The sequence below is a fragment of the Legionella steelei genome, from assembly GCF_001468005.1.
In the GTDB taxonomy this organism is placed as follows: domain Bacteria; phylum Pseudomonadota; class Gammaproteobacteria; order Legionellales; family Legionellaceae; genus Legionella; species Legionella steelei.
In genome coordinates this window covers 207,488-229,237 of the sequence record NZ_LNYY01000005.1, presented here as the reverse complement: position 1 = coordinate 229,237, position 21,750 = coordinate 207,488, and the positions used below count along the sequence as shown (strand labels likewise).

The window sequence follows — 21,750 nt, the reverse complement described above, 5'->3', positions numbered from 1 at the left end:
TCAAAAACACTGCCCCATTTAGAATACTTAAGAGAATTACATGATGCACAAGCCTATTCGATTTCAAAATCTTGGTCTTTCGTTCCCCCACAAAACATGCTTTGTGGACTTTAGTGGCCAAGTTTCCAACGGCAGTCGCATTGCGATTATTGGACGTAATGGCACTGGAAAATCAACCCTGCTCAAATTACTTGCAGGATTACTTGAACCAACTGATGGTGACATACATTTTCCACACACATTGAATATTGGTTATGTCCCACAAGTCATAGAAGAATATAACTCATTAAGTGGAGGACAACGTTTTCAAAAATTATTAACACGCGCATTGGCTTCTGATCCAAATCTCTTAATGCTTGATGAGCCCAGTAATCACTTGGATCGTAAAAATCGACATTCTTTGATGAGAATGCTTTCTGATTATAAAGGAACCTTGATTATGGTGACTCACGATATCGAGTTACTGCAATCCACAGTAGATACTATTTGGCATATTGAGCATGGTAAAGTGCACGTCTTTACAGGATGTTATGAAGATTACTTGCGGGAAATCACCATTCAGCGCAACGCAATTGAAGGAGAATTTGCAGAGCTGATACGTCAAAAAAAACAACTGCATGCAGATATGATGAAAGAACAAACCCGAGCCAAAAGCAGTAGAGCTCAAGGTGAAAAGCACATTCAGCAGAGGAAATGGCCAACCATTGTTTCAAACAGCAAAGCGCGGAATGCACAAGAGACTTCTGGACGCAAAAAAAGCGCCATCAGCCATAAGAAACAAGAATTGAGCCAACGTTTATCAGAGCTTTACATACCTGAAACGATTCATCCTAAATTTGCAATGCATGGAGTAGAAACAAAGCAAACGTTGGTAACCATCAGCGATGGCACTATCGGTTATGACAAAAAAAATCCTATTTTGCGCGAATTGAGCTTCTCAATCAAAGCACGAGATCGAATTGCAATTGGTGGTAATAATGGTTCAGGAAAATCCACTTTGCTCAGAGCCATTTTGGATAATCCGTCCGTAATAAAAACAGGAAATTGGACTGTCCCTCATACTTATGAGATTGGCTACCTTGATCAACATTACACAACGCTGTCAGCAGATAAAACCGTATGGGAAACAATCAGCAGTTTCTTTATGAATAAATCCTATACTGAAATCCGGGAGCATCTAAATGATTTCTTATTTCGCAAAAATGAAGAAGTTAATGCTCTGGTTTCCACCTTATCAGGTGGAGAAAAGGCTAGGCTCTCCCTGGCACAGATTGCGGCAATGATGCCCAAAATACTTATTTTGGATGAAATGACAAACAACCTGGATAGAGAAACACGCGCTCATGTCATGCAGGTGCTCAAGGTTTATCCTGGAGCCATGATTGTTATTTCCCATGATGCTGATTTTTTGAATGCTATCCAGGTCACTGATCGGTATGAAATTAAAGATGGACTATTAAGTTCTTTATAGTTGTACCCAAAACCGAGTAAAAATTATGAATAAAAACAATATGTCACTAAACAAGTTTTTCCTGAGCCTTATAAAACCATACAGATGGTATGTTATTGGTTTATTGCTCACAGCTGCTTATTGGGGAATCAATAACGCACTCGCTCCTTATGTATTAAAACTAATTATTGATAAGGTTGCCGCATTTTCTGGTGATAAATCAGCTATATTGAATGCCATCAAACCTAATGTCATTTTATATATCGCGTTGTGGGTGTTAATTGCCGTAGACATGCGTCTTTCGGATTGGCTACGATTAAAGCTATTTCCCTACATACGATATGATCTGGTTAATCACATGTTTGCTTATTTGAATCAGCATTCACATCGTTTTTTCCAAAATAACTTTGCGGGCAGTCTATCCAATAAAATCTCGGATATGACTGCGGGCACCATCGCGATTTTTACAACCATCGATGATGCAGCAGCACAAATTGTCGGTCTTATTATTGCGATTATCAGCTTGCTGCTTGTGCAACCGATATTTGCATTGATTTTACTTATTTGGGCCATTGCTTTTTTGGGTGTCGCAATCGTTTATTTCAAACCGGTTCAAGATCTTTCTAATTTTTTTGCGACCAGTAAAACCACTTTAGTCGGAAAAATTGTTGATAGCATTAGCAATATCACCAATCTACGCTTGTTTTCCAGAGCTGCCTTTGAAAACCAAGTCATTCGCAATGCAACTCAGGATACCACAGATAAGGATCAGACCATGCAATGGAGTATCCTGAAAATGCGTGCCTATTGGGATATAAGTATTATTGTGCTGATTGCAGCCAACTTATATATGCTGGTCGTTATGTACAGTAAAGGCCAAGTATCCATTGGTGATTTCAGTTTCGTTATCTCTTTATCAATCAGCATTTTTTATAATTTATGGTATTTGGCAAGCCAATTCGTGCATTTTGCAGAAGAACTAGGTAAATGCAGACAAGCCCTAACCCTGATTTCAGAACCTCATGAGATCATGGATAAACCCAATGCACAACCGCTAGTTGTCACTCAAGGTCGTATTGAATTTAAAAACGTGAGCTTTCACTATGATGAAGGAGCCCATCTTTTTAAAAATAAATCCGTTGTGATTGAGCCTGGACAAAAAATTGGTTTGGTCGGTTTATCTGGGTCTGGAAAAAGTACTTTTGTCAATTTGATTCTTCGCTTGTTTGATGTGGAGTCAGGACAAATTTTGATTGATGGAAAAAATATTCGTGATGTCACTCAAGAATCATTACGTGAAAATATCGCAATGATTCCGCAGGATGTGACTTTATTTCATCGCACTTTAATAGAGAACATCCGTTATGGTCATATTGATGCAACAGATGCAGAAGTTATTGCCGCATCAAAAAAAGCACACTGTCATGAGTTTATTTCCAGACTTCCTGAAAAATATAATGCATTAGTTGGTGAACGTGGCATTAAATTATCAGGAGGACAACGACAACGGATTGCTATTGCTAGAGCCCTGTTGAAAAATGCGCCAATTCTGATTCTAGATGAAGCTACCTCAGCCTTAGACTCATTAACTGAAAAATTAATTCAGGACGGATTGCATGTGTTAATGCAAAGCAGAACAACCATTGTGGTTGCACATCGACTCTCTACATTATCCGAAATGGATCGCATCCTGGTTTTTGAAAAGGGTCGTATTATTGAAGATGGTTCACATGAGGAGCTGATCAAGATACAAAGTCATTACAGCCGCATGTGGAAGATGCAAGCTGGAGGATTTTTACCTGAGAAGATGTAAATTTAACATCCACAGGTAAATAAATGCAGGCTGGGCTGATAAGCCCAGCATGTAACAATGCCCATATATTTCTTTCTTAAGATCAATGGCTAAGCACTTGTTAATTGGACTTTTCGTAGGAGTTTCATGATGGACATCTTGGAAAGTAAGAATTAACTCAGCAAATACTGGGCTTAGCAGCCCAGCCTTGTGCTATTTTTGTTAACGAGTTACCTAATACCTACATGGATGACGTGGTCTACACTACGCTTCACCCAGGCTACATTCATGAACAGTGAAACACCTATTGTTTTACTTCAGCAACTGCTTTTTTGCTCTGCTCATACTGAATAATCATTTCCGTAAGTGCGTCGGGTGTCACATCATTTTTAGCGTCAATTGCTCGTTCACTCCATTTAGGAACTCGCACAGCCTTAAAAAGGCGATCTTCAGCTTGTTCAAAGCGCTTATCAAAATTGGGTGTATAAATCTTATTAAACCCTGTGATATTCCCCTCATCATCAGCATCTAACTCTACAATGGCTTTTTGAGTTGTAGTATTGGCCTCTAGTTTTGTACCTTTAATTCCATCTTCTAAGATCTTTTTAGCCTCTTCTATCGTATCAGAAAACAAAACGTCATGACCTAATGAGTATCCACAAACTTGCTCATACGCTAAGGTGTGCAGAGGAGAAACTAAGTATGAAGCCCAATCGGTAAAACTATCACCCATCTTACTGTAGGCAGGTTTAACTATTGCGTATATTTTTGTCATTTTATTCCCTAAAAATTTAAAATATATAGAAAGTCTGGAAACTAACCTCAATCTCCATTGAAGTATATTCGGTTAAATATTATCACATTTGTTCTATTTGTATAGAACTGTCTGCCATCACTTTTTATAATTACTGTAAGTCATTTCCAATACCACCAGGTAAAAAATAGACCCTAAGTTCTGTGTAATTTTTAAGACCAAACTCTTTAGAAAAATCTCTTCTGAAAACAAATGAACATTGAGAGTAATTTCCATCCACTCAACTATACTCAAAATAACCCAGCCAAAAAGTTTAGAACTTGCAGGATGCAATACTGGGCTGACAAAAAAGGAGTTTTTTATGAAAGTTAATTATTTGTTTGCTCTTTTTATTTTAATGCCACAATATGTTTTCAGTCAGACTCATGATAATGCGACCATCTTGACGATTTCACAAAACCCGGAGAATCAAAACAACAAAACCCTCACTTATTCAAATGAACTAGAATACTTAAAAAAAAATAAATCGTTTGTCCGCAGCGTTGATTACCCAACGCAAGTCATTCGTATGGAACAAGACATAGAGAATCAACAACTCCCTTGTGATGAGGTGCATAACCAAATTGATAAAATCTTAGTCCAACACATAGTGAACGAGCAATTTACTTATGCAATTTATATTAGTTGTCATTATAACCCCGAAACTAAATTAGCAACTCAATTTATTATTAGCAGTTATTTTGATCCTTTAAGTGATGAAGCAGTTGCATATTTGGAATCCTATCTCCGCGAATACAATGGCACAGATTTATTGGGAACAAAATATAAAATTGAGTCGGCAAAAGGCCTCGTCATTTCCTTAGAATTTGCAGCAGGAATGAAAAAAAAACCCAATAGACCTCCTTTCATCGAGTATCACAAAGACCGCAGCAATTTCTATTTCAAAAGTAATTATGAAATGAGAGCTAAATTATTTAGCGATATCTATCAAAATTTCTTTACTAATGATCCAAATAAAATACTTCCTTTCCTGGACAAATGGGTTTCCTCTCATGCAAGCTCCGTTTATAAAGCGGTATTAAGGGATTCAAATTATACTGAATTACAACCCGAAAAAATTTTTATCATGGAGAATAATGAGGAGCTATTTGTATCCAACTTTAAACAATACTTTGCACATTATTGTGAGCCTTATGAAAACCATAGATGTTTAAATCCTGGCAAAATGGATAATGAGCAAGTGGCATTGTGAATTATTGAATAATGTAGAAATTGTAGTCTGGGTGATGCGAAGCGGAACCCGGGTTCGGCTTCGCATCACCCAGGCTACATTTGTCTTAATGAATTAACCTAGTTCAGGCTCATATGGCGATACTTTGCGGGGCTTTAACTCGCCTTGCTCCTCGGCAATTGCTTTATCATTCACAACTTTAGTCACACATGCATCAGACCAAACATTTAAAGCAGTTTCCAACATATCAATTAAACCATAGAACGGTAAAATGACGCCCATGAGGACAATAGGAACGTTCATACTGGATAATAAACTAATACTCAAGAAGAAACATCCCATGGGAACCCCAGCGTTACCAATCGCAGCAACAGTAGCAACAAATACCCATAAAACCATTGTGCCGTAGGAAATTGGCATACCATGATTCTGCATTAAATAAATCACCGTAGCGAAAATAAAGGCAGCACAACCATTCATATTAATGCTGGTACATAAAGGTAGAACAAAACGACTTACAGCAGGCTTTACCTGTAAATTATTTTCTATAGTATTCATCGTAACAGGTAAAGTCCCTACAGAAGACTTAGAAAAAAAGGCAACGGATAATGCAGGCAGCATGGCGCGCATTGCAGCAAAAGGCTGAATCTTATTCTTTTTTAGCCATAAAGGTAAGATCACAAAACCTTGGACTAAATTTGCTAAAACAACGATCAGTAAATACTCACCTATCCCTTTGATGTCCATGCCTGAGCGCAGTTGCACCACGGTTGAGGTGATAAACCCGAACAATCCCAGAGGAATCACAGCAATAATCCAACGCGTCATCACTAAAAACATGCCGTGTGCACCACGGAAAAAACGAGTAATGGTGTCACGCGCTTGTTCATCAGGAATTTGGCGCGTCGCAATACCGATAATAATACTTAAGAACAATACCCCCATGACTTGTTGTTCAAGAAAAGGAGATAATAGATTAGTAGGTACAATATTTGCCAGATATCCCAAATAACCTAAACTACTCGCTGATTTGACTGCTTGCGCATCCAAATTAACTTGCACTGAGCTCGGTTGAATAATGATGTAAAGCAAGCAACTAATCACAGCGGCCACTATGGTAGTAGAAAACGTATACTTAATGGTACGCTGCCAGATTTTTTTCATATACCCATCAGTTTTATAGTTTGCTAAGGTAACAATGATGGATAAAGAAATAATGGGTAGACTGATACACTTAAAAAGTTTAATAAATAAATCAGAAATTAATAGGCCAGTTTCTTTCAAAACGGCAATGTTTGACATACCACTAACGATACCCAAACCAATCATTAAAGCATAAATCACAGGAGTACTGAAAATGAGTTTTTTTTGTTGTTGATGCGCTGCGCACATGTTGGTGATCCTTAAAAAATTAAGAAAATAAGCGATAAGAAAGAATAGATTAGCAGCAACAACAAGAAACCAGTTTAAAATGGGTGAGCGTTGAACGATGCTTTGCTTGATGCGAATGAGTTAACATAAAAGCCTTACACTTAACTGATTAAAATATGTACAGTGAGAAATATTTTAACACATCCAGTTTGTTCGTCAAGAGATTTTAAAGTCTTTAACACGATCAGGGCAAAAACCAGGAGCTCTCTTACCTATATTTGCGTGCCCGAAAAACTAACCTTACAAGCGTAGGCTGGGCTGTTAAACCCAGCAATTCTCGGGGAAATTCGGTATATTGTGAAATACTGGGCTTAACAGCCCAGCCTAATTTTTCGAGCTCACATCCATTCTCGTAAATATGTACGATACTCTAACTTTTTGAAGTTCAGCAATCAATCAACCAATTCAATGCACTTGATTTGTTGTTTTAAACGAATAATTCGACGGTAAGCATCTTCAATACGCTGCTGCTCTATTCTTTGCTCAAAAACAAGCCGCTCAATCACCTCAATCACTTCTGGAGCCGTAATCTTTGCTAATTGATTCGCAAAAATAAGCATATCAGCCCCTGCATTGATGGTCATGCATAGAGCGTCCTCGAGTGAATAATGATCTGTAATGGCTTGCATTTGTAAATCATCAGCAATGATGACTCCGTCATAGCGAATAGTCTCACGTAACAAACCGTTTAAAATATCATAGGATAAAGTAGCAGGTAGTCCTTGCTTATCCAGCTGTTTATTCACGACATGCGCCGTCATAATCAAGGTTGGCTTATCAATATCTTTTACTAATTGGTAATAAGGAACCAACTCTTCTTTATGAAATGTATTAGTAACATCCACAAATCCTTTATGAGTATCTCCCAACGCACTGCCATGGCCAGGAAAATGTTTATAACAACATGCAATACCATAATGATGAAAAATATGCACAAATTTTTTAGCCAAATGAATTACATCATCAGGACTTGTTGAAAAACTACGGTGTAAACTGCCAATAATTCCTTGCTCTTCTTGTAAATGCAAATCAACAACTGGAGCGAAATTCAGATTAAATCCTAACGACTTTAGAGTAAATGCCATTTGCGTCAATTCAGCTTGAAGCGCCTCAGGTGATAATTGTGCCATATTGAGAGCGCTCATAGTGGGCATACATCCTTCAATTCGTGACAGACGATCGATAGCGCCCCCTTCGTAATCTATGGCAATTAATAAGGGTAATTCATTGTTTTTGTAATTTATTTCTGAAGAATAATGATTGAGTTGATGAGTTAGACGTTTAATTTGCGCCTGATTTCTTAAATTCTTACCGTATACACCTGTAGAAATATCTTGATCAAATAACAGAACGCCACCTAATCCGTCGGCAGACAGCCATTCAGCAACAGGGCTTTTGTCGTGAATATCACAACCATCAAAACCCATAACTAACATTTGACCAATTTTATTTCTAAGAGTAATCATCAATCGCTCCGTCAACAAATATAGGAAAATCCTTCCTAAAAAATTAGTTAATGTTGTAGCGAGAATCATACACAAAGATAAAAAATAATGCCATTTATATCTTTTTTGGTGGTATCGCCGGAAGATCATCAAGATTGCAACTGCAATTACCTGATACATCCGGGGGTAGAGGAACCTGAGCAAAGTCATTTGGATAACACACTGTGACATTCCAAGCCGAATCACCAGGATTAATTGTATTTGGCAAAGACCAATAGTTTTTAGCTATATACGTTTTACCTTTATCACTTTCCCAAAAAACTGGAGAAAATTGAGCTCGATACATTAATTTTTGACCAGCATCACAAGGAAAAGTCTGTCGCATCCAAGATTTTCCAGCGGGTACGGTGACAGTGGTTAGGACTTTAGCAGATACTGCGTCCATTACATCTACAGATACATCATATTTTGTCCAGCAACTGTCTTTAACTAGCGTGTAGTAACATGTAATATTAGCCCAAAGAGAACTTGATAAAATAAGGCTCAAAATTAAAATAAAAGTTTTTGCTAACATAATTCAATCCTTTTAAGTAGAGCGCGCTAACAATTTATTCGGCCACAAGAGCAACAGTAAATGAACTGTTAACAGTCTCTTTAGAGCCATTTACTCATAGTATATACAATATCAATATAAATTATGTAGATAAGTTATGAATTTAGGCCTACACAAGGGTTGATTTTATTATCCGACCTGTATAAGCTTGCCCGAATCGGAGAGATGGCCGAGCGGTCGAAGGCGCACGCCTGGAAAGTGTGTATACGGAAACGTATCGAGGGTTCGAATCCCTCTCTCTCCGCCAAAACTCAATAAAAAGCGGTTATCTTATGCTGAAAGTGCCTGCCGTTTTTTATGTTTACTATTCCCATAGGTACTTTTGCAGTGATGGAACTAAAAAATTCTTATTATTGGCATGCAAGAGTATGATTATGAACAATTCATTTAGGGATATGGCATATGAAATTAATTATAATAGGAATTTTATTATCATTTAATGCACTCGCTGGTGATTATTTCCCTAAACTGACATCACAAGATCAGCCATGGTCTATTACCGCAAGTGGGGGTACCGGTAATTATCAAATCTCTTCCAGAGACAAAAGTGCTCCAATAGGACGATTAGCCCTCGCTAATGAGATGATGCTTGCAGGAAATATTGCATTAGGCTTGGAATTAGGCCTGCAAACTGGGACCCGATTAAAAATAAATATGCCCCGAGAAACGTTCCACGCGCTTAAAAAATGGATACCAATGCAAACCACTCTTGCTCCTACCCTGGATTTATTAATTACCACCAAAAGTGACCCCTTGGGAAATAGTCTTTTTTTTGCCCAACTTAAAGGTGGGCTTGCCTACAGACATTGGCGAGATGAGAATGAGCCTCTAAATGACATTTCTCAATTAGCAGGTGAAGTACAAGCCGGCTTTGGTTATCCAATTACCGCATTGGCAAGTTTGAACTTATTGTACCAAGGAATATTTAGTGGAAATGGGCCAAACTTTCATCTGGACAACTGCTCTAAAAAAGAACAGCTGTCAAGCATACCCACATTACATGCAGTGCTCTTAGGATTGTCTGTGAACCTCTAACCCCCTGGATTACGCTACTCTAATCCGGCCCCATATCTCTTAGTTTTTGTTGCCTGGGTGCAGAACTACAAAACCCCTGTCTTTTAGCAACAAGTAACAATCTTGGAAAAAGTCAGATTTGAATGCCAAATGTGACCTTTCGTAAGCTATAATGTAATCAAAATGGATCTACTTCTCTATTGATTTGCAGGGAGTATTATCATGAAAGAACAACATTACGCCTATAAAATAACCCATGGCACATCAGGTTTGAATTGTCCACATTCTGCCTTGGAAAATGATAAAATGGTGGACTTGTTAAAAGAAATAGAAAACCAGCATAGTGATGGAATATTCTGGATATTCAAACAATTTGGTGATCAGCCACAAGAACCACTGTGCATCATAGACTGCTCAAAAAAACGAATTTACTTTCATTATTCCGGTGAAGTTGAAGATTTAAAAGACGCTATAGCCAATTTAAGTCATTAACTTACTCGTTGAACGGTTTATTTTTTTAAATCAAAATGAATATTATTTTTTTATTTTGATTTCATTTAATTCATTATTGACTCTAGACAAATGGTTTTTTTTTAGTCACCATTCCCTTCTTTTTGTTTTTCCATGAAGAGAATGCTTATGTCTTTAAAAACCAGAATAATTATTTTAAGTTCTATCTTTTTTAATTTATTACCTTGTGCTTATGCAGCCACCGCAGCAAAGCATGTTGAAAATGATACCGCCATTCAAAATGCCGTTTTATTTTATATTAATGAATACAGACAACAACACGGCTTATCTAAACTCACCATGGATAATAATATTGTAATTCAAGCCAAACAGCACTCTCAGGATATGGCCAGCCACCGCATGTCTTTTGGCCATCAAGACTTTGGAAAACGCATTGCTAAACTGCGCTCACAAATTAAAAATACGGGTGGTGGTGCTGAAAATGTTGCATACAACTATAAAACGGCGCAAATCGTAGTCAGCCAATGGGTTCGTAGTCCAGGGCATAGAAGAAATATTGTAGGTAACTATAATCTAACAGGAATAGGCGTTGCTCGTGACAAACAAGGTAAACTTTACTATACCCAAATTTTTCTACAAACAGGCAAAGCGCCTCAAAAATATGCGACAAGAAGAGCCTACATGGCTGTTCCTTTTTTTGGTATTCAACGACATAGTTAAGCAAATGGTTTAAAGCTTTGTAGCCTAGGTGTAATATAGAGAAACCCAGTTTTCACTTCGTTTTGTCCAGGCTACATCACACAAATTTCTTATGCCTCTATTTTTTCTAATTAATTCAATACATTAATTACCCTCAACCCAACTTTAACGAAATCTTTGCAAAAAACCCGAGAAATCAAGTGGCATTAGCGCTCAGAGTGGCCTATCATAGAATCATAGACAGTACACATTGTTCAGCCAACATTATTACTTTGGGAGCCAGAGTGAGGGTGCGGTGAGCAAGCTTAGCATGTACTAAGAAGCCTAAAACACTCCAGAGGAGTCCACCTTGGTAAAAAGGACTGTACTCAATCTTACTGTCTATCCCCGATTCCATAAAAAGGCGTATAAAAATAATACGCCTTTTTTATTTGTATTGTAGCCTGGATGCAACACCAGATGACGCAAGCCCCTGAAACATCTCCGCTCATTACTTGTTCCATTGTCCTTTTTTATGTATAACCACTATAATCAAACAGTTAAACCTGAATTATAATTAAATACACGCTTTCTATAATGGACTTTCGTGCACATGGATATTTTATTAATCTTTCTTGTTCTAGTCTTTTTTAGCTTGTCTTTGCGGCTAATCCGATTCTTTGATTCTTTATCAAGGAGTGAGTCATGAGCTTGTACTTAACCTGCGGAATAATTGCTTTTTGTTTGTTAATCTATTTGTTAATAGTATTATTCAAACCAGAGTTATTCTAAACGCATGGATTTAATTTTAACATGGGAATGGATCCCTTATGACAAAACCTGCTTTTCTACAAATTGTCTTTTACTTGTTCTTTTTATTACTCCTTGTCAAACCATTGGGTTGGTACATGTCGCAAGTGTATCAAGGTCGTCCTTGTATTTTAGATGCTGTTTTAAAACCTTTTGAACGTCTCATCTACAAGCTTTGTGGGATTCATACTCAAGAAGAAATGGGATGGAAAACCTATTTAGCGGCCATGCTCTTTGTTAACCTAGCAGGTTTGCTGCTCGTTTATCTCGTACAACGTGTCCAATTCTATCTTCCACTAAATCCACAAGAATTCACCTCCCCATCTCCTGATTCAGCCTTTAATACTGCAGTAAGCTTTGCCACCAATACCAATTGGCAAACCTATGGTGGCGAAACAACAATGAGTTATTTTACGCAAATGTTTGCACTCACCGTACAAAACTTTATTTCTGCAGCAACGGGCATGTCATTACTCGTTGCATTAATACGTGGCCTCATAAAACATGAAAGCGAGGGCCTGGGAAATTTCTGGGTGGATATGGTGCGTGGAATACTTTATATTTTATTGCCTTTGTCCTTCATTTTTTCACTTATCCTATGCGCTCAAGGGGTCATTCAAAATTTTAAACCGTATCAGAAAATAAACCTGGTACAGGCCTTTAGCTATCAACAACCTGTCACTGATACAACAGGTAAAACAGTATTAGATAGTCAAGGCAAGCCTGAAACAACCCCCATAAAAGTAACGGAACAAGTCATTCCTATGGGACCGGTAGCCTCGCAAATTGCCATTAAGCAACTAGGTACTAATGGAGGTGGTTTTTTCAATACAAACTCCGCCCATCCATTTGAAAATCCGACTCCATTGACCAATTTTCTGGAAATGGCAGCAATCTTGCTCATTCCAGCTGCTTTTTGTTTTACGTTTGGCACCATGGTTCATGATAAAAGACAAGGCTGGGCAATATTAATCGCTATGTCCATTCTTTTTGCTCCATGCTTAATACTTGAGGTTATAGTGGAACAAGCAGGCAATCCCGCATTTCAACAAATGGGAATTGATACCATAGCCCAATCCCAGCTTTATCCCGCGGGCAATATGGAAGGTAAAGAGACGCGTTTTGGTATTGTCAATTCAGCAATTTGGGCAACAGCTACAACAGCAGCTTCCAACGGCTCAGTCAACTCCATGCTTGATTCATTTACGCCTTTAGGTGGCTTGTTTCCCTTATGGATGATGCATCTGGGCGAAGTCAGCTTTGGAGGCGTTGGCTCTGGGCTATATGGAATGTTAATGATGGTTATTCTCACGGTGTTTGTTGCAGGACTTATGGTGGGTAGAACACCTGAATATTTAGGTAAAAAAATTGAACCTTATGAAATGAAAATGGCCTCCATTGCCGTGTTAATTATGCCTTTAGTTGTGCTCATCGTAACGGCTTACGCGTCGGTAACAACCTCTGGGACCAATTCTATTGCTAATCCAGGTGCACACGGTTTTACAGAAATACTTTATGCATTTACCTCTATGACAAATAATAACGGCAGTGCTTTTGCCGGATTAAATGCCGATACTCCTTTTTACAATATTGTCGGAGGCGTACTGATGCTGATTGGTCGATATTGGCTTGCTATTCCCGCACTTGCAATTGCAGGTTCGCTCGTTAGAAAAAAACGGATTCCTAACAGTTTGGGTACATTGGTCACTCATAGACCACTGTTTATCACCTTATTAGTCTGTATTGTTATTGTTATCAGTGCATTATCCTTTGTACCATCTCTGGCTCTTGGCCCAATTGTGGAGCATTTGATGCTTTGGAGGAACTATGGGTACTAAATCACATTCTCTTTGGGATTTTAGCATTATTAGAAATGCCCTGCTCGATGCATTTTTAAAATTAACCCCTCGCCTCCAAATAAAAAACCCAGTCATGTTCACCGTTTATGTGAGTTCAATTATCACTACGGCACTTTTTATACAAGCGCTGCTAGGAGATGGAGAAGCGTCACCTTTGTTTATTCTAGCGATTAGTTTATGGCTGTGGTTTACACTTATATTTGCTAATTTTGCAGAAGCCATGGCAGAGGGTCGTGGCAAAGCTCAAGCACAAGAGCTACGTCGAGCACGACGAGAAATTCAAGCTAAAAAGTTAGCAAAGGCATCTAAAAGTGCAAAATTCACTATCATTCCATCAGTGCAATTACGTGCAGGGGATTTGGTTTTGGTTGAAGCTGGCGATTTCATTCCTAGTGATGGTGAGATTATTGAAGGGATTGCTTCGGTTAATGAAAGTGCCATCACCGGCGAAAGCGCCCCGGTAATTCGTGAAAGTGGCGGGGATCGAAGTGCGGTAACTGGAGGCACTCAAATTATCTCCGATTGGCTTATCATCCGCATTACTTCTAATCCAGGTGAAACGTTCTTAGATCGAATGATTGCCCTAGTAGAGGGCGCAAAAAGACAAAAAACGCCAAATGAGCTGGCATTAACAATTTTACTTGCCGCATTAACTATCGTGTTCTTGGTAGTCTGTAGCACCCTACTTTCTTTTTCAATTTTCAGTGTAGCTATCACGAAATCGGGATCAGCAATTTCAATCACGATACTTGTTGCACTTTTTGTGTGTTTAGCACCAACAACGATTGGCGGACTACTTTCCGCAATTGGTATTTCCGGCATGGATCGCATGATTCAAGCCAATGTCATAGCCCTATCTGGGCGCGCAGTTGAGGCCGCAGGTGATGTTGACGTTTTATTACTTGATAAAACAGGAACAATTACCTTAGGTAACCGACAAGCCACCGAATTTATTCCAGCAGAAGGAGTTGATGTCACAGCTTTAGCCGACGCAGCTCAATTAGCCTCTCTTGCTGATGAAACTCCCGAAGGTCGAAGTATTGTTATTCTTGCTAAAAGAAAATATAAGTTACGCGGCAGAGCACTTGCACGGTTGAATGCAACATTTATTCCCTTCACGGCACAAACACGTATGAGTGGTGCAAATCTTGGAACTCGGCAAATTCGCAAAGGTTCATCCGAGGCCATCGAAGAATACATCACTGAGTTAGGAGGTCACGTTCCTAAAAATGTAAAAACTAATGTTGAAATTATTTCGCGCCAAGGAGGAACAGCACTAGTTGTTGCAGAGGGCAAAAAAGTACTAGGCATTGTTCGCCTTAAAGACATCGTCAAAGGCGGAATTCGTGAGCGATTTGCGCAATTAAGACAAATGGGGATTAAAACCATCATGGTAACCGGTGATAACCCTCTAACCGCCGCCTCAATTGCCGGTGAAGCCGGTGTAGATGATTTTCTTGCCAATGCAAAGCCCGAAGATAAACTTAAATTGATTCGTGACTTACAAGCCCAAGGTCATTTAGTAGCAATGACTGGTGATGGGACCAATGACGCGCCAGCACTTGCACAAGCTGATGTTGCAGTAGCCATGAATTCAGGAACACAAGCCGCAAAAGAAGCTGGCAATTTGGTCGATCTGGATTCCAATCCTACTAAATTAATTGAAGTAGTTGAAATTGGTAAACAATTACTCATGACACGCGGCTCTCTAACGACATTTAGTATTGCCAATGATATTGCTAAATATTTTGCTATATTACCTGCTGCATTTGCAGGTACTTATCCCGCACTGAATGTCCTCAATATCATGCATCTTAATACGCCACAAACTGCGGTACTTTCCGCCGTAATCTTTAATGCAGTAATTATTGTTTTTCTCATCCCGTTAGCCTTACATGGAGTAAAATACCGACGGCTTCCTGCAGCCCAACTCCTTAGAAAAAACGTAATTATCTATGGGATAGGTGGATTAATCGTTCCATTTATTGGCATTAAACTGATTGATATGCTCTTAACAATGTTGGGTCTGATAGGATAAAAAAATGATTATAGATGCCCTAAAACAAATCAAAACAGCCTTAATCTTCCTACTACTCTTTTCACTTCTGACAGGCATAATCTATCCTGCACTTGTTACTGTGTTAGCACAAATATTTTTCCCTTATCAAGCAAATGGCAGTTTGTTACAGCACAATGGCAAACCGATTGGCTCTGCACTTATTGGACAATACTTTGATGCACCTAATTATTTTTGGGGAAGGCCTTCGGCCACTACCCCATTTCCCTATAATGCAATGAGTTCTTCAGGTTCAAATATGGGTCCTTCCAATCCAGAGTTTTTGGATACCGTAAAAAAACGACTCACTAAACTTCAGCAATACACTGCAGCAAATCAAAATGAAACGACCAAGCACTTAACCCCAGTGGATTTAGTCACTGCGTCTGGTAGTGGGTTGGACCCTGAAATAAGCCCGCTCGCAGCCTTTTATCAAATACCTCGTATTGCCAAAGCACGCAATATTTCAGAACAAGAAATTCAAGTATTAGTCAATCAATTCATAAAAAAACGTACCTTGCATCTTTTAGGAGAACCTCGAATCAATGTGTTGGAGCTTAATTTAGCTCTAGATCATATAAGGACTACTAAATGACTGATAATCGCCCGGATCCCAATGCATTATTACAACAGGTAATAGAAGAGGAACAGCAAAAACAACGTGGCAAATTCAAAATTTATCTTGGTGCCGCACCAGGAGTAGGAAAAACGCACTCCATGCTACTTGAAGCAATGCAAGAACAGGCTAAAGGATTAGACATTGTAGTAGGTATCGTCGAATCACATGGACGAATTGAAATTGAAGAAATACTTAAAAACTTTGTCGTCTTGCCTAAAGTAACGATTGATTATCACGGAAAACAAATACAAGAGTTTGATCTGAATGCTGCCCTGAAAAGAAATCCGGGATTAATTCTCATGGATGAAATGGCCCATACCAATGTGAGTGGTGTCCGCCATAAAAAGCGCTGGCAAGACATTAAAGAATTATTGGACCGTGGAATTGATGTGTGTACAACCCTTAATGTGCAACATATAGAAAGCCTCAATGATGATGTCTCCCAAATCATTCACGCCCCTGTTCAGGAAACTGTTCCTGACGCTATGATAGAACGAGCCAATACAATTGAGTTAGTCGACCTAGCCCCAGAAGATTTATTAAAGCGCCTGTCCGAAGGGAAGGTCTACGTTCCCAAACAAGCACGCCTCGCAGCAGAGTTTTATTTTCGCAAAGGTAACTTGATGGCGCTACGTGAATTGGCATTACGTACTTTAGCAAAACGAGTTAATACACAGGTGCTTTTATACAGGCAAGGCCAAGGTATTAAACACATCTGGCCCATCATGGAAAAAATACTTGTTTGCGTTGGCCCAGGGCCCGAATCACATAAATTGATTCGCGCTGCCAAAAGGATGGCAACCAGCCTACAAGCCGATTGGATTGCAGTATATGTTGATTCTACTCGAACTCAATTATCCATAACGCAACGAAACCAAGCCATAAGGAATTTATTTTTTGCAGAACAGCTAGGTGCCGAAACCCATATTTTAATGGCTTATGACCTTGTTAAAGAAATTATCAATTTTGCTCGTGAGCAAAATGTCACCCTAATTATGATCTGCAAGCAAATTCGTACACGCTGGAAAAATTTTTTCTTTCGTAGTTTGGCCGATGAAATTTTACGCTATAGCGGTGAAATTGATGTGTATACCATAACTATGGCATCAAAAAGATCAAGAGAAAAATCGCCTCTCAAACCACAGACGTCTTGGTTCTACTATCTTTTATCAACCAGCATTGTCGCCGTCACGACATTGGTTAACTATTTCATTTATCCTCTGGTCAACGAAACCAGTATAACCCTAGTTTATTTAATAGGAATGATTTGTATTGCCTTATTAGGCCTTACAGGACCTGCAATTTTAGGAATTTTTCTCAGCATTTTTATTTATGATTATTGGTTTATTCCGCCTTACTACAGTTTTTTAATCGCACAATCCGATTATTTCTTCACTTTACTTATGATGTTCATTATGGCACTAATTATCTGCCAATTAACTTTAGTCACCCGCCGCCAATCAGAAATTGCGCGTCTTGCAGAATACCAAACATCCGTCTTATATACCTTAAGTCGCAGGTTATCAAGAACGCGGGGAATAGTCAGACTACTAAGAACGGGAGTCAATTTTATTTCAGAAATTTTTCACTGTGAAATTATCGCGCTCTTACCCAAGAATGAGCGCCTTGTCGTGCGCGCCAGAGCACAATCACATCAAGAATTAGATGAAAAAGAATACAGCATTGCCCAGTGGGTATTTGAACTAGGACAAAAAGCAGGCTCAGGAACTGATACGCTCTCATTTTCTAATGCATTGTTTATACCGTTACTTGGCGCCCGCGGTACAATGGGCGTTTTGAGAGTCCAACCTACTAAGAATGGTGATTACATGACACCTGAAAAAATACAGCTTCTAGAGTCATGCGCCAATCAAATTGCGTTGGCTATCGAGGTAGACAGTTTGCAGGAAGAACAAAGTAAACCAAGCAACCCGCCTACTTAGTTACAAAAAACATCCATACTAGATTTGTCAAAATCTAACTTCTACTATAGAAAATCAGTCTAAATTACAATAGGATAATGAAATATTTAGGTAAAAAGGATTTACCCCATGATGATTGCAACCCTACTAGCACCAGGTAATGAAACTCGAGTAGCTATCACGCCTAACTCGGCAAAACACTTTATCAAGTCAGGTTTTGAAGTCGCTATAGAAAAAAATGCAGGACTCGCTGCAAGTTTTAGAGATCAAGATTATGAACACGTTGGTGTATCGATTCAGAATAAAAATAACATATTGGAAAAAGCCAATATCCTGCTTTGCATTAATGAACCTGATCCCAAAGATCTAGAGGGTTTATCTCAAGGCGCTTTGGTCATAGGTCATATCGATAATGAGCCAGAAAGCAAATTAATTACCTGGTGTAAGGAAAATCAAATTACACTGGTTTCAATGAACCTTATACCGCGCATCAGTCGTGCCCAAAGCATGGATAGTCTATCCTCACAAGCAAACTTAGCAGGTTACAGAGCGGTCTTAGAAGCATGTTCCCAATTTCATCGAGCAATTCCTATGATGATGACAGCTGCAGGAATGATTCAACCGGCTAAAGTGCTTGTTCTCGGTGCTGGAGTCGCAGGGTTACAGGCCATAGCTACAGCCAAACGTTTAGGTGCCGTAGTTTATGCATTCGACGTACGCCGTGCAGCAAAAGAACAAGTTGAAAGTTTAGGCGCAGAATTTATTGAAGTAAGTCAGGATCAAGACAATGAAACTAAAGGCGGGTATGCCTCTGAAATGAGTGAAGAATATAAAAAACTTCAAGCAGAACTTATTGATCAATACGCTAAACTAGCCGACATCATTATTTCCACAGCCTTAATCCCTGGTAGAAAAGCACCTATATTATTGTACCAAAAAACTGTAGCGCAAATGAAACCCGGTTCGATTGTCGTTGATCTTGCAACCTCCCGCGGTGGAAATTGTGAAGTCAGTGTTGTTGATAAAACAGTAAAACATGGGGAAGTAACCATCATTGGTGTAAGTAACATGGCAGGACTAGTGCCAGCTACTGCAAGTGAGCTTTATGCCAATAATCTAGTACATTTAATTAATCTATTGGCCCAGAACCCACCCGAAATTACATTAAACCCTAACGATGAAATTATTCAGCAGGCCGTACTTTGTCATCAGAATCAATACCTACCGTTCCAGGTAAAAAAGGAGACGCAAAATGCATGAGATGAACTCTCTCGGAAATCCATACATTGCCATACTGACCATTTTTGTTTTGGCCTGCTTTGTTGGATATTATGTGGTTTGGAAAGTCACTCCAGCACTACATACCCCGTTAATGTCGGTGACCAACGCCATATCAAGTATTATCGTTTTAGGGGCACTTATTGCGGCGGGTAGCCAGCTCACAGGGAAAATCACCTGGATTGGGGGTCTAGCAATATTTATTACCTCAATTAATATTTTTGGTGGATTTGTTGTAACCCAACGTATGTTACGTATGTATAAAAAATAAGGATGATTTTTTATGACAACTCTGGTTCCTTTATTTTATTTATTATCAGCTGTGTGTTTTATATTAGCGCTAAAAGGTCTAGCTAGTCCTGCATCAGCACGCAGGGGAAATCTTTTAGGAATTGCCGGGATGATCCTTGCAGTAGGTTCGACCTTGATGATGCCGACAACATATCATCAGCCCCTACTTATTGGTTTAATCATCGCAGGGGGTATCATAGGAACCTACATTGCCTACAAAATTAATATGACAGCCATACCGCAACTTGTCGCAGCATTCCACTCATTAGTGGGGATGGCCGCAGTTTTAGTTGCTTTTTGTGCGTTCCTATCCCCTACTTCTTTTCATATTGGCGATCCAGGAGCAATTGCCAAAGCAAGCCTCGTCGAAATGAGTCTTGGTTTAATTATCGGAGCCATCACTTTTTCAGGCTCAGTCATTGCTTTTCTCAAATTGCAAGGCATTATGTCAGGAGTCCCCATTAAACTCATGGGTCATAATAAGATTAACCTAATTGCAGCATTAGTCATCCTCATTTTATTTGTCTTGTTTTTAATGAATCAAACACTCACACTGTTTAGTGTAATGGCTGGGATAGCCTTTTTACTGGGTGTATTACTCATTATTCCTATTGGTGGCGCAGACATGCCTGTGGTTATATCCATGCTGAACTCCTACTCAGGATGGGCCGCAGCAGGTATTGGATTTACACTCAGCAACCATTTACTGGTGATTACAGGAGCTTTAGTAGGTGCGAGTGGAGCCATTCTGAGTTACATTATGTGCGTTGGAATGAATCGTTCTATTTTTAATGTGATTTTTGGCGGCATCCAATCATCAGGGAGCCATTCACAGGCTAATGCAACCAATGAATCGCGCACAGTACGACAAGGTAATGGTGAAGATGCTGCATTCCTCTTAAATAATGCAAAAGACGTAATCATTGTGCCTGGATATGGCATGGCCGTAGCGCATGCGCAACATGCTGTTAAAGAATTGGTTGATGCCCTAGAACACCGCAATATCAAAGTTCGTTTTGCAATCCACCCTGTTGCTGGTCGTATGCCTGGGCATATGAATGTGTTACTTGCTGAAGCCAATATTCCTTATGATAGAGTTTTTGAACAAAGTGAAATTAACCGAGACTTTGCAAGCTGTGATGTAGCGTATGTTATTGGAGCGAATGATATAACCAATCCCGCAGCAAAAACGGATCCGAGTTCGCCAATTTATGGCATGCCAGTCTTGGAAGTAGAGAAAGCAAGAAATGTATTATTTGTTAAACGAAGTATGGCTCCAGGCTATGCAGGAGTCGAAAACGATTTGTTTTATCATGATAATACGTACATGCTTTTTGGTGATGCTAAAGCAATGACCGAATCGATTGCAAAGGCTTTGGAGGCATTGTAGTAGATATATCTGCTATTTGAACATGGCAACATATGCGTGCCCGAAAAACTCCTGTATGCCTCTAGCTAATGTTTATATTAGCTGAGACCACTTTTTCGGGGACGTTCACGGACACGCATACGTTTACGTACATAAACCAAGACTCCACTCGATATCCAGCCCTATAATTCTACTATTCAATCGACGAATATTCGTTTGCCATACCTATGAAATAAGGGTATCTTAGCTCGTTTTACTGTTACGGAGTTATATAATGCTACGAAAACTTGGACTTGGCTTGTTGTGCGTCGCTGCATCTTTAAGTACAAACGCGTATTCTACAGAAAGTCATTTACTCCAACGAGGAGTCACTATTGAATATGAATTGCCGAGTAATGATCCGCAAATATTTCTTAACTACCTATTTTGGCCAGTAGAAGCCAATTGCAAGATCGCTACAGAAGACGAAAGCGATGAATTTGTAGTTACAGCATTAGCTAAAAAAGGAAAGGTTAATGACGTCAGTTTGTCAGCTGGAGAATCTTTACGAATCACCGTCCATCCAGGTGAAAATCTGAAGATAAGTGCCGAATCTGGTGCAAAAGTTGAAATCACAAATTTTGGTCAACATACAGTTAAAGCAATTTGTACCGCATAATCATTTAAT

19 protein-coding genes, 1 tRNA gene and 1 other RNA gene are annotated in these 21,750 nt (G+C 39.1%); 17 read left to right on the top strand and 4 right to left on the bottom strand.

Annotation, left to right across the window (positions count from 1 at the left end; translation table 11 throughout):
* Positions 1-40 precede the first annotated feature (40 nt).
* A complete protein-coding gene (locus Lste_RS02385) occupies positions 41-1,471 on the top strand; it encodes an ABC-F family ATP-binding cassette domain-containing protein (RefSeq protein ID WP_058509487.1) in 1,431 nt (476 codons plus the stop codon).
* Positions 1,472-1,496: 25 nt separating this feature from the next.
* Entirely contained in the window at positions 1,497-3,263 is a 1,767-nt protein-coding gene (locus Lste_RS02380) for an ABC transporter ATP-binding protein (protein ID WP_058509486.1), read from the top strand.
* 283 nt (positions 3,264-3,546) lie between these two features.
* On the opposite strand, the gene Lste_RS02375 is transcribed toward Lste_RS02380, so the two are convergent.
* Positions 3,547-4,017: a hypothetical protein gene (locus Lste_RS02375; protein WP_058509485.1), complete on the bottom strand. Its 471-nt coding sequence runs from the start codon at positions 4,015-4,017 to the stop codon at positions 3,547-3,549.
* A 340-nt stretch (positions 4,018-4,357) separates the two neighbouring features.
* On the opposite strand from Lste_RS02375, the gene Lste_RS02370 reads away from it, so the two are divergent.
* Positions 4,358-5,248 carry an Lpg0189 family type II secretion system effector gene (locus Lste_RS02370; RefSeq protein ID WP_058509484.1) on the top strand — a complete coding sequence of 297 codons (891 nt, stop codon included), beginning with the start codon at positions 4,358-4,360 and terminating at the stop codon, positions 5,246-5,248.
* Between the two features lie 93 nt (positions 5,249-5,341).
* On the opposite strand, the gene Lste_RS02365 is transcribed toward Lste_RS02370, so the two are convergent.
* The 3 genes from Lste_RS02365 to Lste_RS02355 all read right to left on the bottom strand — a co-directional run bounded on the left by Lste_RS02365 (position 5,342) and on the right by Lste_RS02355 (position 8,677).
* Positions 5,342-6,619 (bottom strand): dicarboxylate/amino acid:cation symporter, encoded by a 1,278-nt coding sequence (locus Lste_RS02365; RefSeq protein ID WP_058509483.1) that lies wholly within the window; start codon positions 6,617-6,619, stop codon positions 5,342-5,344.
* A 431-nt stretch (positions 6,620-7,050) separates the two neighbouring features.
* On the bottom strand, positions 7,051-8,124 hold the full coding sequence (locus Lste_RS02360; protein ID WP_058509482.1) for a glycoside hydrolase family 3 N-terminal domain-containing protein: 1,074 nt from the start codon (positions 8,122-8,124) through the stop codon (positions 7,051-7,053).
* Between the two features lie 94 nt (positions 8,125-8,218).
* Entirely contained in the window at positions 8,219-8,677 is a 459-nt protein-coding gene (locus Lste_RS02355) for a hypothetical protein (RefSeq protein WP_058509481.1), read from the bottom strand.
* Between the two features lie 198 nt (positions 8,678-8,875).
* Between Lste_RS02355 and Lste_RS02350 the strand changes: the two genes are divergently transcribed.
* The 14 genes from Lste_RS02350 (at position 8,876) to Lste_RS02295 (ending at position 21,741) form a co-directional block, all read left to right on the top strand.
* Positions 8,876-8,963, top strand: a tRNA-Ser gene (locus tag Lste_RS02350).
* 155 nt (positions 8,964-9,118) lie between these two features.
* Positions 9,119-9,751 carry a hypothetical protein gene (locus tag Lste_RS02345; protein ID WP_058509480.1) on the top strand — a complete coding sequence of 211 codons (633 nt, stop codon included), beginning with the start codon at positions 9,119-9,121 and terminating at the stop codon, positions 9,749-9,751.
* A 201-nt stretch (positions 9,752-9,952) separates the two neighbouring features.
* Positions 9,953-10,222, top strand: coding sequence for a hypothetical protein (locus tag Lste_RS02340; protein WP_058509479.1), 270 nt, complete (start codon positions 9,953-9,955; stop codon positions 10,220-10,222).
* A 147-nt stretch (positions 10,223-10,369) separates the two neighbouring features.
* The gene (locus tag Lste_RS02335) at positions 10,370-10,921 is read left to right on the top strand and encodes a CAP domain-containing protein (RefSeq protein WP_058509478.1); all 552 of its coding nucleotides are present in this window, start codon (positions 10,370-10,372) and stop codon (positions 10,919-10,921) included.
* Positions 10,922-11,135: 214 nt separating this feature from the next.
* Positions 11,136-11,287: non-coding RNA, 6S RNA (gene ssrS, locus Lste_RS18525), on the top strand.
* 297 nt (positions 11,288-11,584) lie between these two features.
* The gene (locus Lste_RS19775) at positions 11,585-11,671 is read left to right on the top strand and encodes a potassium-transporting ATPase subunit F (protein ID WP_083503892.1); all 87 of its coding nucleotides are present in this window, start codon (positions 11,585-11,587) and stop codon (positions 11,669-11,671) included.
* Positions 11,672-11,709: 38 nt separating this feature from the next.
* Positions 11,710-13,527, top strand: a complete 1,818-nt coding sequence (gene kdpA, locus Lste_RS02330; protein ID WP_058509477.1) for a potassium-transporting ATPase subunit KdpA — start codon at positions 11,710-11,712, stop codon at positions 13,525-13,527.
* Positions 13,517-15,586, top strand: coding sequence for a potassium-transporting ATPase subunit KdpB (gene kdpB, locus Lste_RS02325; protein ID WP_058509476.1), 2,070 nt, complete (start codon positions 13,517-13,519; stop codon positions 15,584-15,586). Before kdpA ends, kdpB begins: the two co-directional genes overlap by 11 nt.
* A 4-nt stretch (positions 15,587-15,590) precedes the next feature.
* The gene (kdpC, locus tag Lste_RS02320; protein WP_193393378.1) at positions 15,591-16,199 is read left to right on the top strand and encodes a potassium-transporting ATPase subunit KdpC; all 609 of its coding nucleotides are present in this window, start codon (positions 15,591-15,593) and stop codon (positions 16,197-16,199) included.
* Positions 16,196-18,166, top strand: a complete 1,971-nt coding sequence (locus Lste_RS02315; RefSeq protein WP_058509475.1) for a DUF4118 domain-containing protein — start codon at positions 16,196-16,198, stop codon at positions 18,164-18,166. Before kdpC ends, Lste_RS02315 begins: the two co-directional genes overlap by 4 nt.
* A 108-nt stretch (positions 18,167-18,274) precedes the next feature.
* Positions 18,275-19,405 carry a Re/Si-specific NAD(P)(+) transhydrogenase subunit alpha gene (locus tag Lste_RS02310; protein ID WP_058509474.1) on the top strand — a complete coding sequence of 377 codons (1,131 nt, stop codon included), beginning with the start codon at positions 18,275-18,277 and terminating at the stop codon, positions 19,403-19,405.
* On the top strand, positions 19,398-19,694 hold the full coding sequence (locus tag Lste_RS02305) for a proton-translocating transhydrogenase family protein (protein ID WP_058509473.1): 297 nt from the start codon (positions 19,398-19,400) through the stop codon (positions 19,692-19,694). Before Lste_RS02310 ends, Lste_RS02305 begins: the two co-directional genes overlap by 8 nt.
* A gap of 12 nt (positions 19,695-19,706) precedes the next feature.
* Positions 19,707-21,104: an NAD(P)(+) transhydrogenase (Re/Si-specific) subunit beta gene (locus Lste_RS02300; protein ID WP_058509472.1), complete on the top strand. Its 1,398-nt coding sequence runs from the start codon at positions 19,707-19,709 to the stop codon at positions 21,102-21,104.
* A gap of 253 nt (positions 21,105-21,357) precedes the next feature.
* Positions 21,358-21,741, top strand: coding sequence for a hypothetical protein (locus Lste_RS02295; RefSeq protein ID WP_058509471.1), 384 nt, complete (start codon positions 21,358-21,360; stop codon positions 21,739-21,741).
* The last annotated feature ends 9 nt before the right edge of the window (positions 21,742-21,750 follow it).

Coding starts and splice junctions, on each gene's coding strand:
- Lste_RS02385 (WP_058509487.1), top strand. CDS start 41: ATGATGCACAAGCCTATTCGATTTCAAAATCTTGGTCTTTCGTTCCCC.
- Lste_RS02380 (WP_058509486.1), top strand. CDS start 1,497: ATGAATAAAAACAATATGTCACTAAACAAGTTTTTCCTGAGCCTTATA.
- Lste_RS02375 (WP_058509485.1), bottom strand. CDS start 4,017: ATGACAAAAATATACGCAATAGTTAAACCTGCCTACAGTAAGATGGGT.
- Lste_RS02370 (WP_058509484.1), top strand. CDS start 4,358: ATGAAAGTTAATTATTTGTTTGCTCTTTTTATTTTAATGCCACAATAT.
- Lste_RS02365 (WP_058509483.1), bottom strand. CDS start 6,619: ATGTGCGCAGCGCATCAACAACAAAAAAAACTCATTTTCAGTACTCCT.
- Lste_RS02360 (WP_058509482.1), bottom strand. CDS start 8,124: ATGATTACTCTTAGAAATAAAATTGGTCAAATGTTAGTTATGGGTTTT.
- Lste_RS02355 (WP_058509481.1), bottom strand. CDS start 8,677: ATGTTAGCAAAAACTTTTATTTTAATTTTGAGCCTTATTTTATCAAGT.
- Lste_RS02345 (WP_058509480.1), top strand. CDS start 9,119: ATGAAATTAATTATAATAGGAATTTTATTATCATTTAATGCACTCGCT.
- Lste_RS02340 (WP_058509479.1), top strand. CDS start 9,953: ATGAAAGAACAACATTACGCCTATAAAATAACCCATGGCACATCAGGT.
- Lste_RS02335 (WP_058509478.1), top strand. CDS start 10,370: ATGTCTTTAAAAACCAGAATAATTATTTTAAGTTCTATCTTTTTTAAT.
- Lste_RS19775 (WP_083503892.1), top strand. CDS start 11,585: ATGAGCTTGTACTTAACCTGCGGAATAATTGCTTTTTGTTTGTTAATC.
- kdpA (WP_058509477.1), top strand. CDS start 11,710: ATGACAAAACCTGCTTTTCTACAAATTGTCTTTTACTTGTTCTTTTTA.
- kdpB (WP_058509476.1), top strand. CDS start 13,517: ATGGGTACTAAATCACATTCTCTTTGGGATTTTAGCATTATTAGAAAT.
- kdpC (WP_193393378.1), top strand. CDS start 15,591: ATGATTATAGATGCCCTAAAACAAATCAAAACAGCCTTAATCTTCCTA.
- Lste_RS02315 (WP_058509475.1), top strand. CDS start 16,196: ATGACTGATAATCGCCCGGATCCCAATGCATTATTACAACAGGTAATA.
- Lste_RS02310 (WP_058509474.1), top strand. CDS start 18,275: ATGATGATTGCAACCCTACTAGCACCAGGTAATGAAACTCGAGTAGCT.
- Lste_RS02305 (WP_058509473.1), top strand. CDS start 19,398: ATGCATGAGATGAACTCTCTCGGAAATCCATACATTGCCATACTGACC.
- Lste_RS02300 (WP_058509472.1), top strand. CDS start 19,707: ATGACAACTCTGGTTCCTTTATTTTATTTATTATCAGCTGTGTGTTTT.
- Lste_RS02295 (WP_058509471.1), top strand. CDS start 21,358: ATGCTACGAAAACTTGGACTTGGCTTGTTGTGCGTCGCTGCATCTTTA.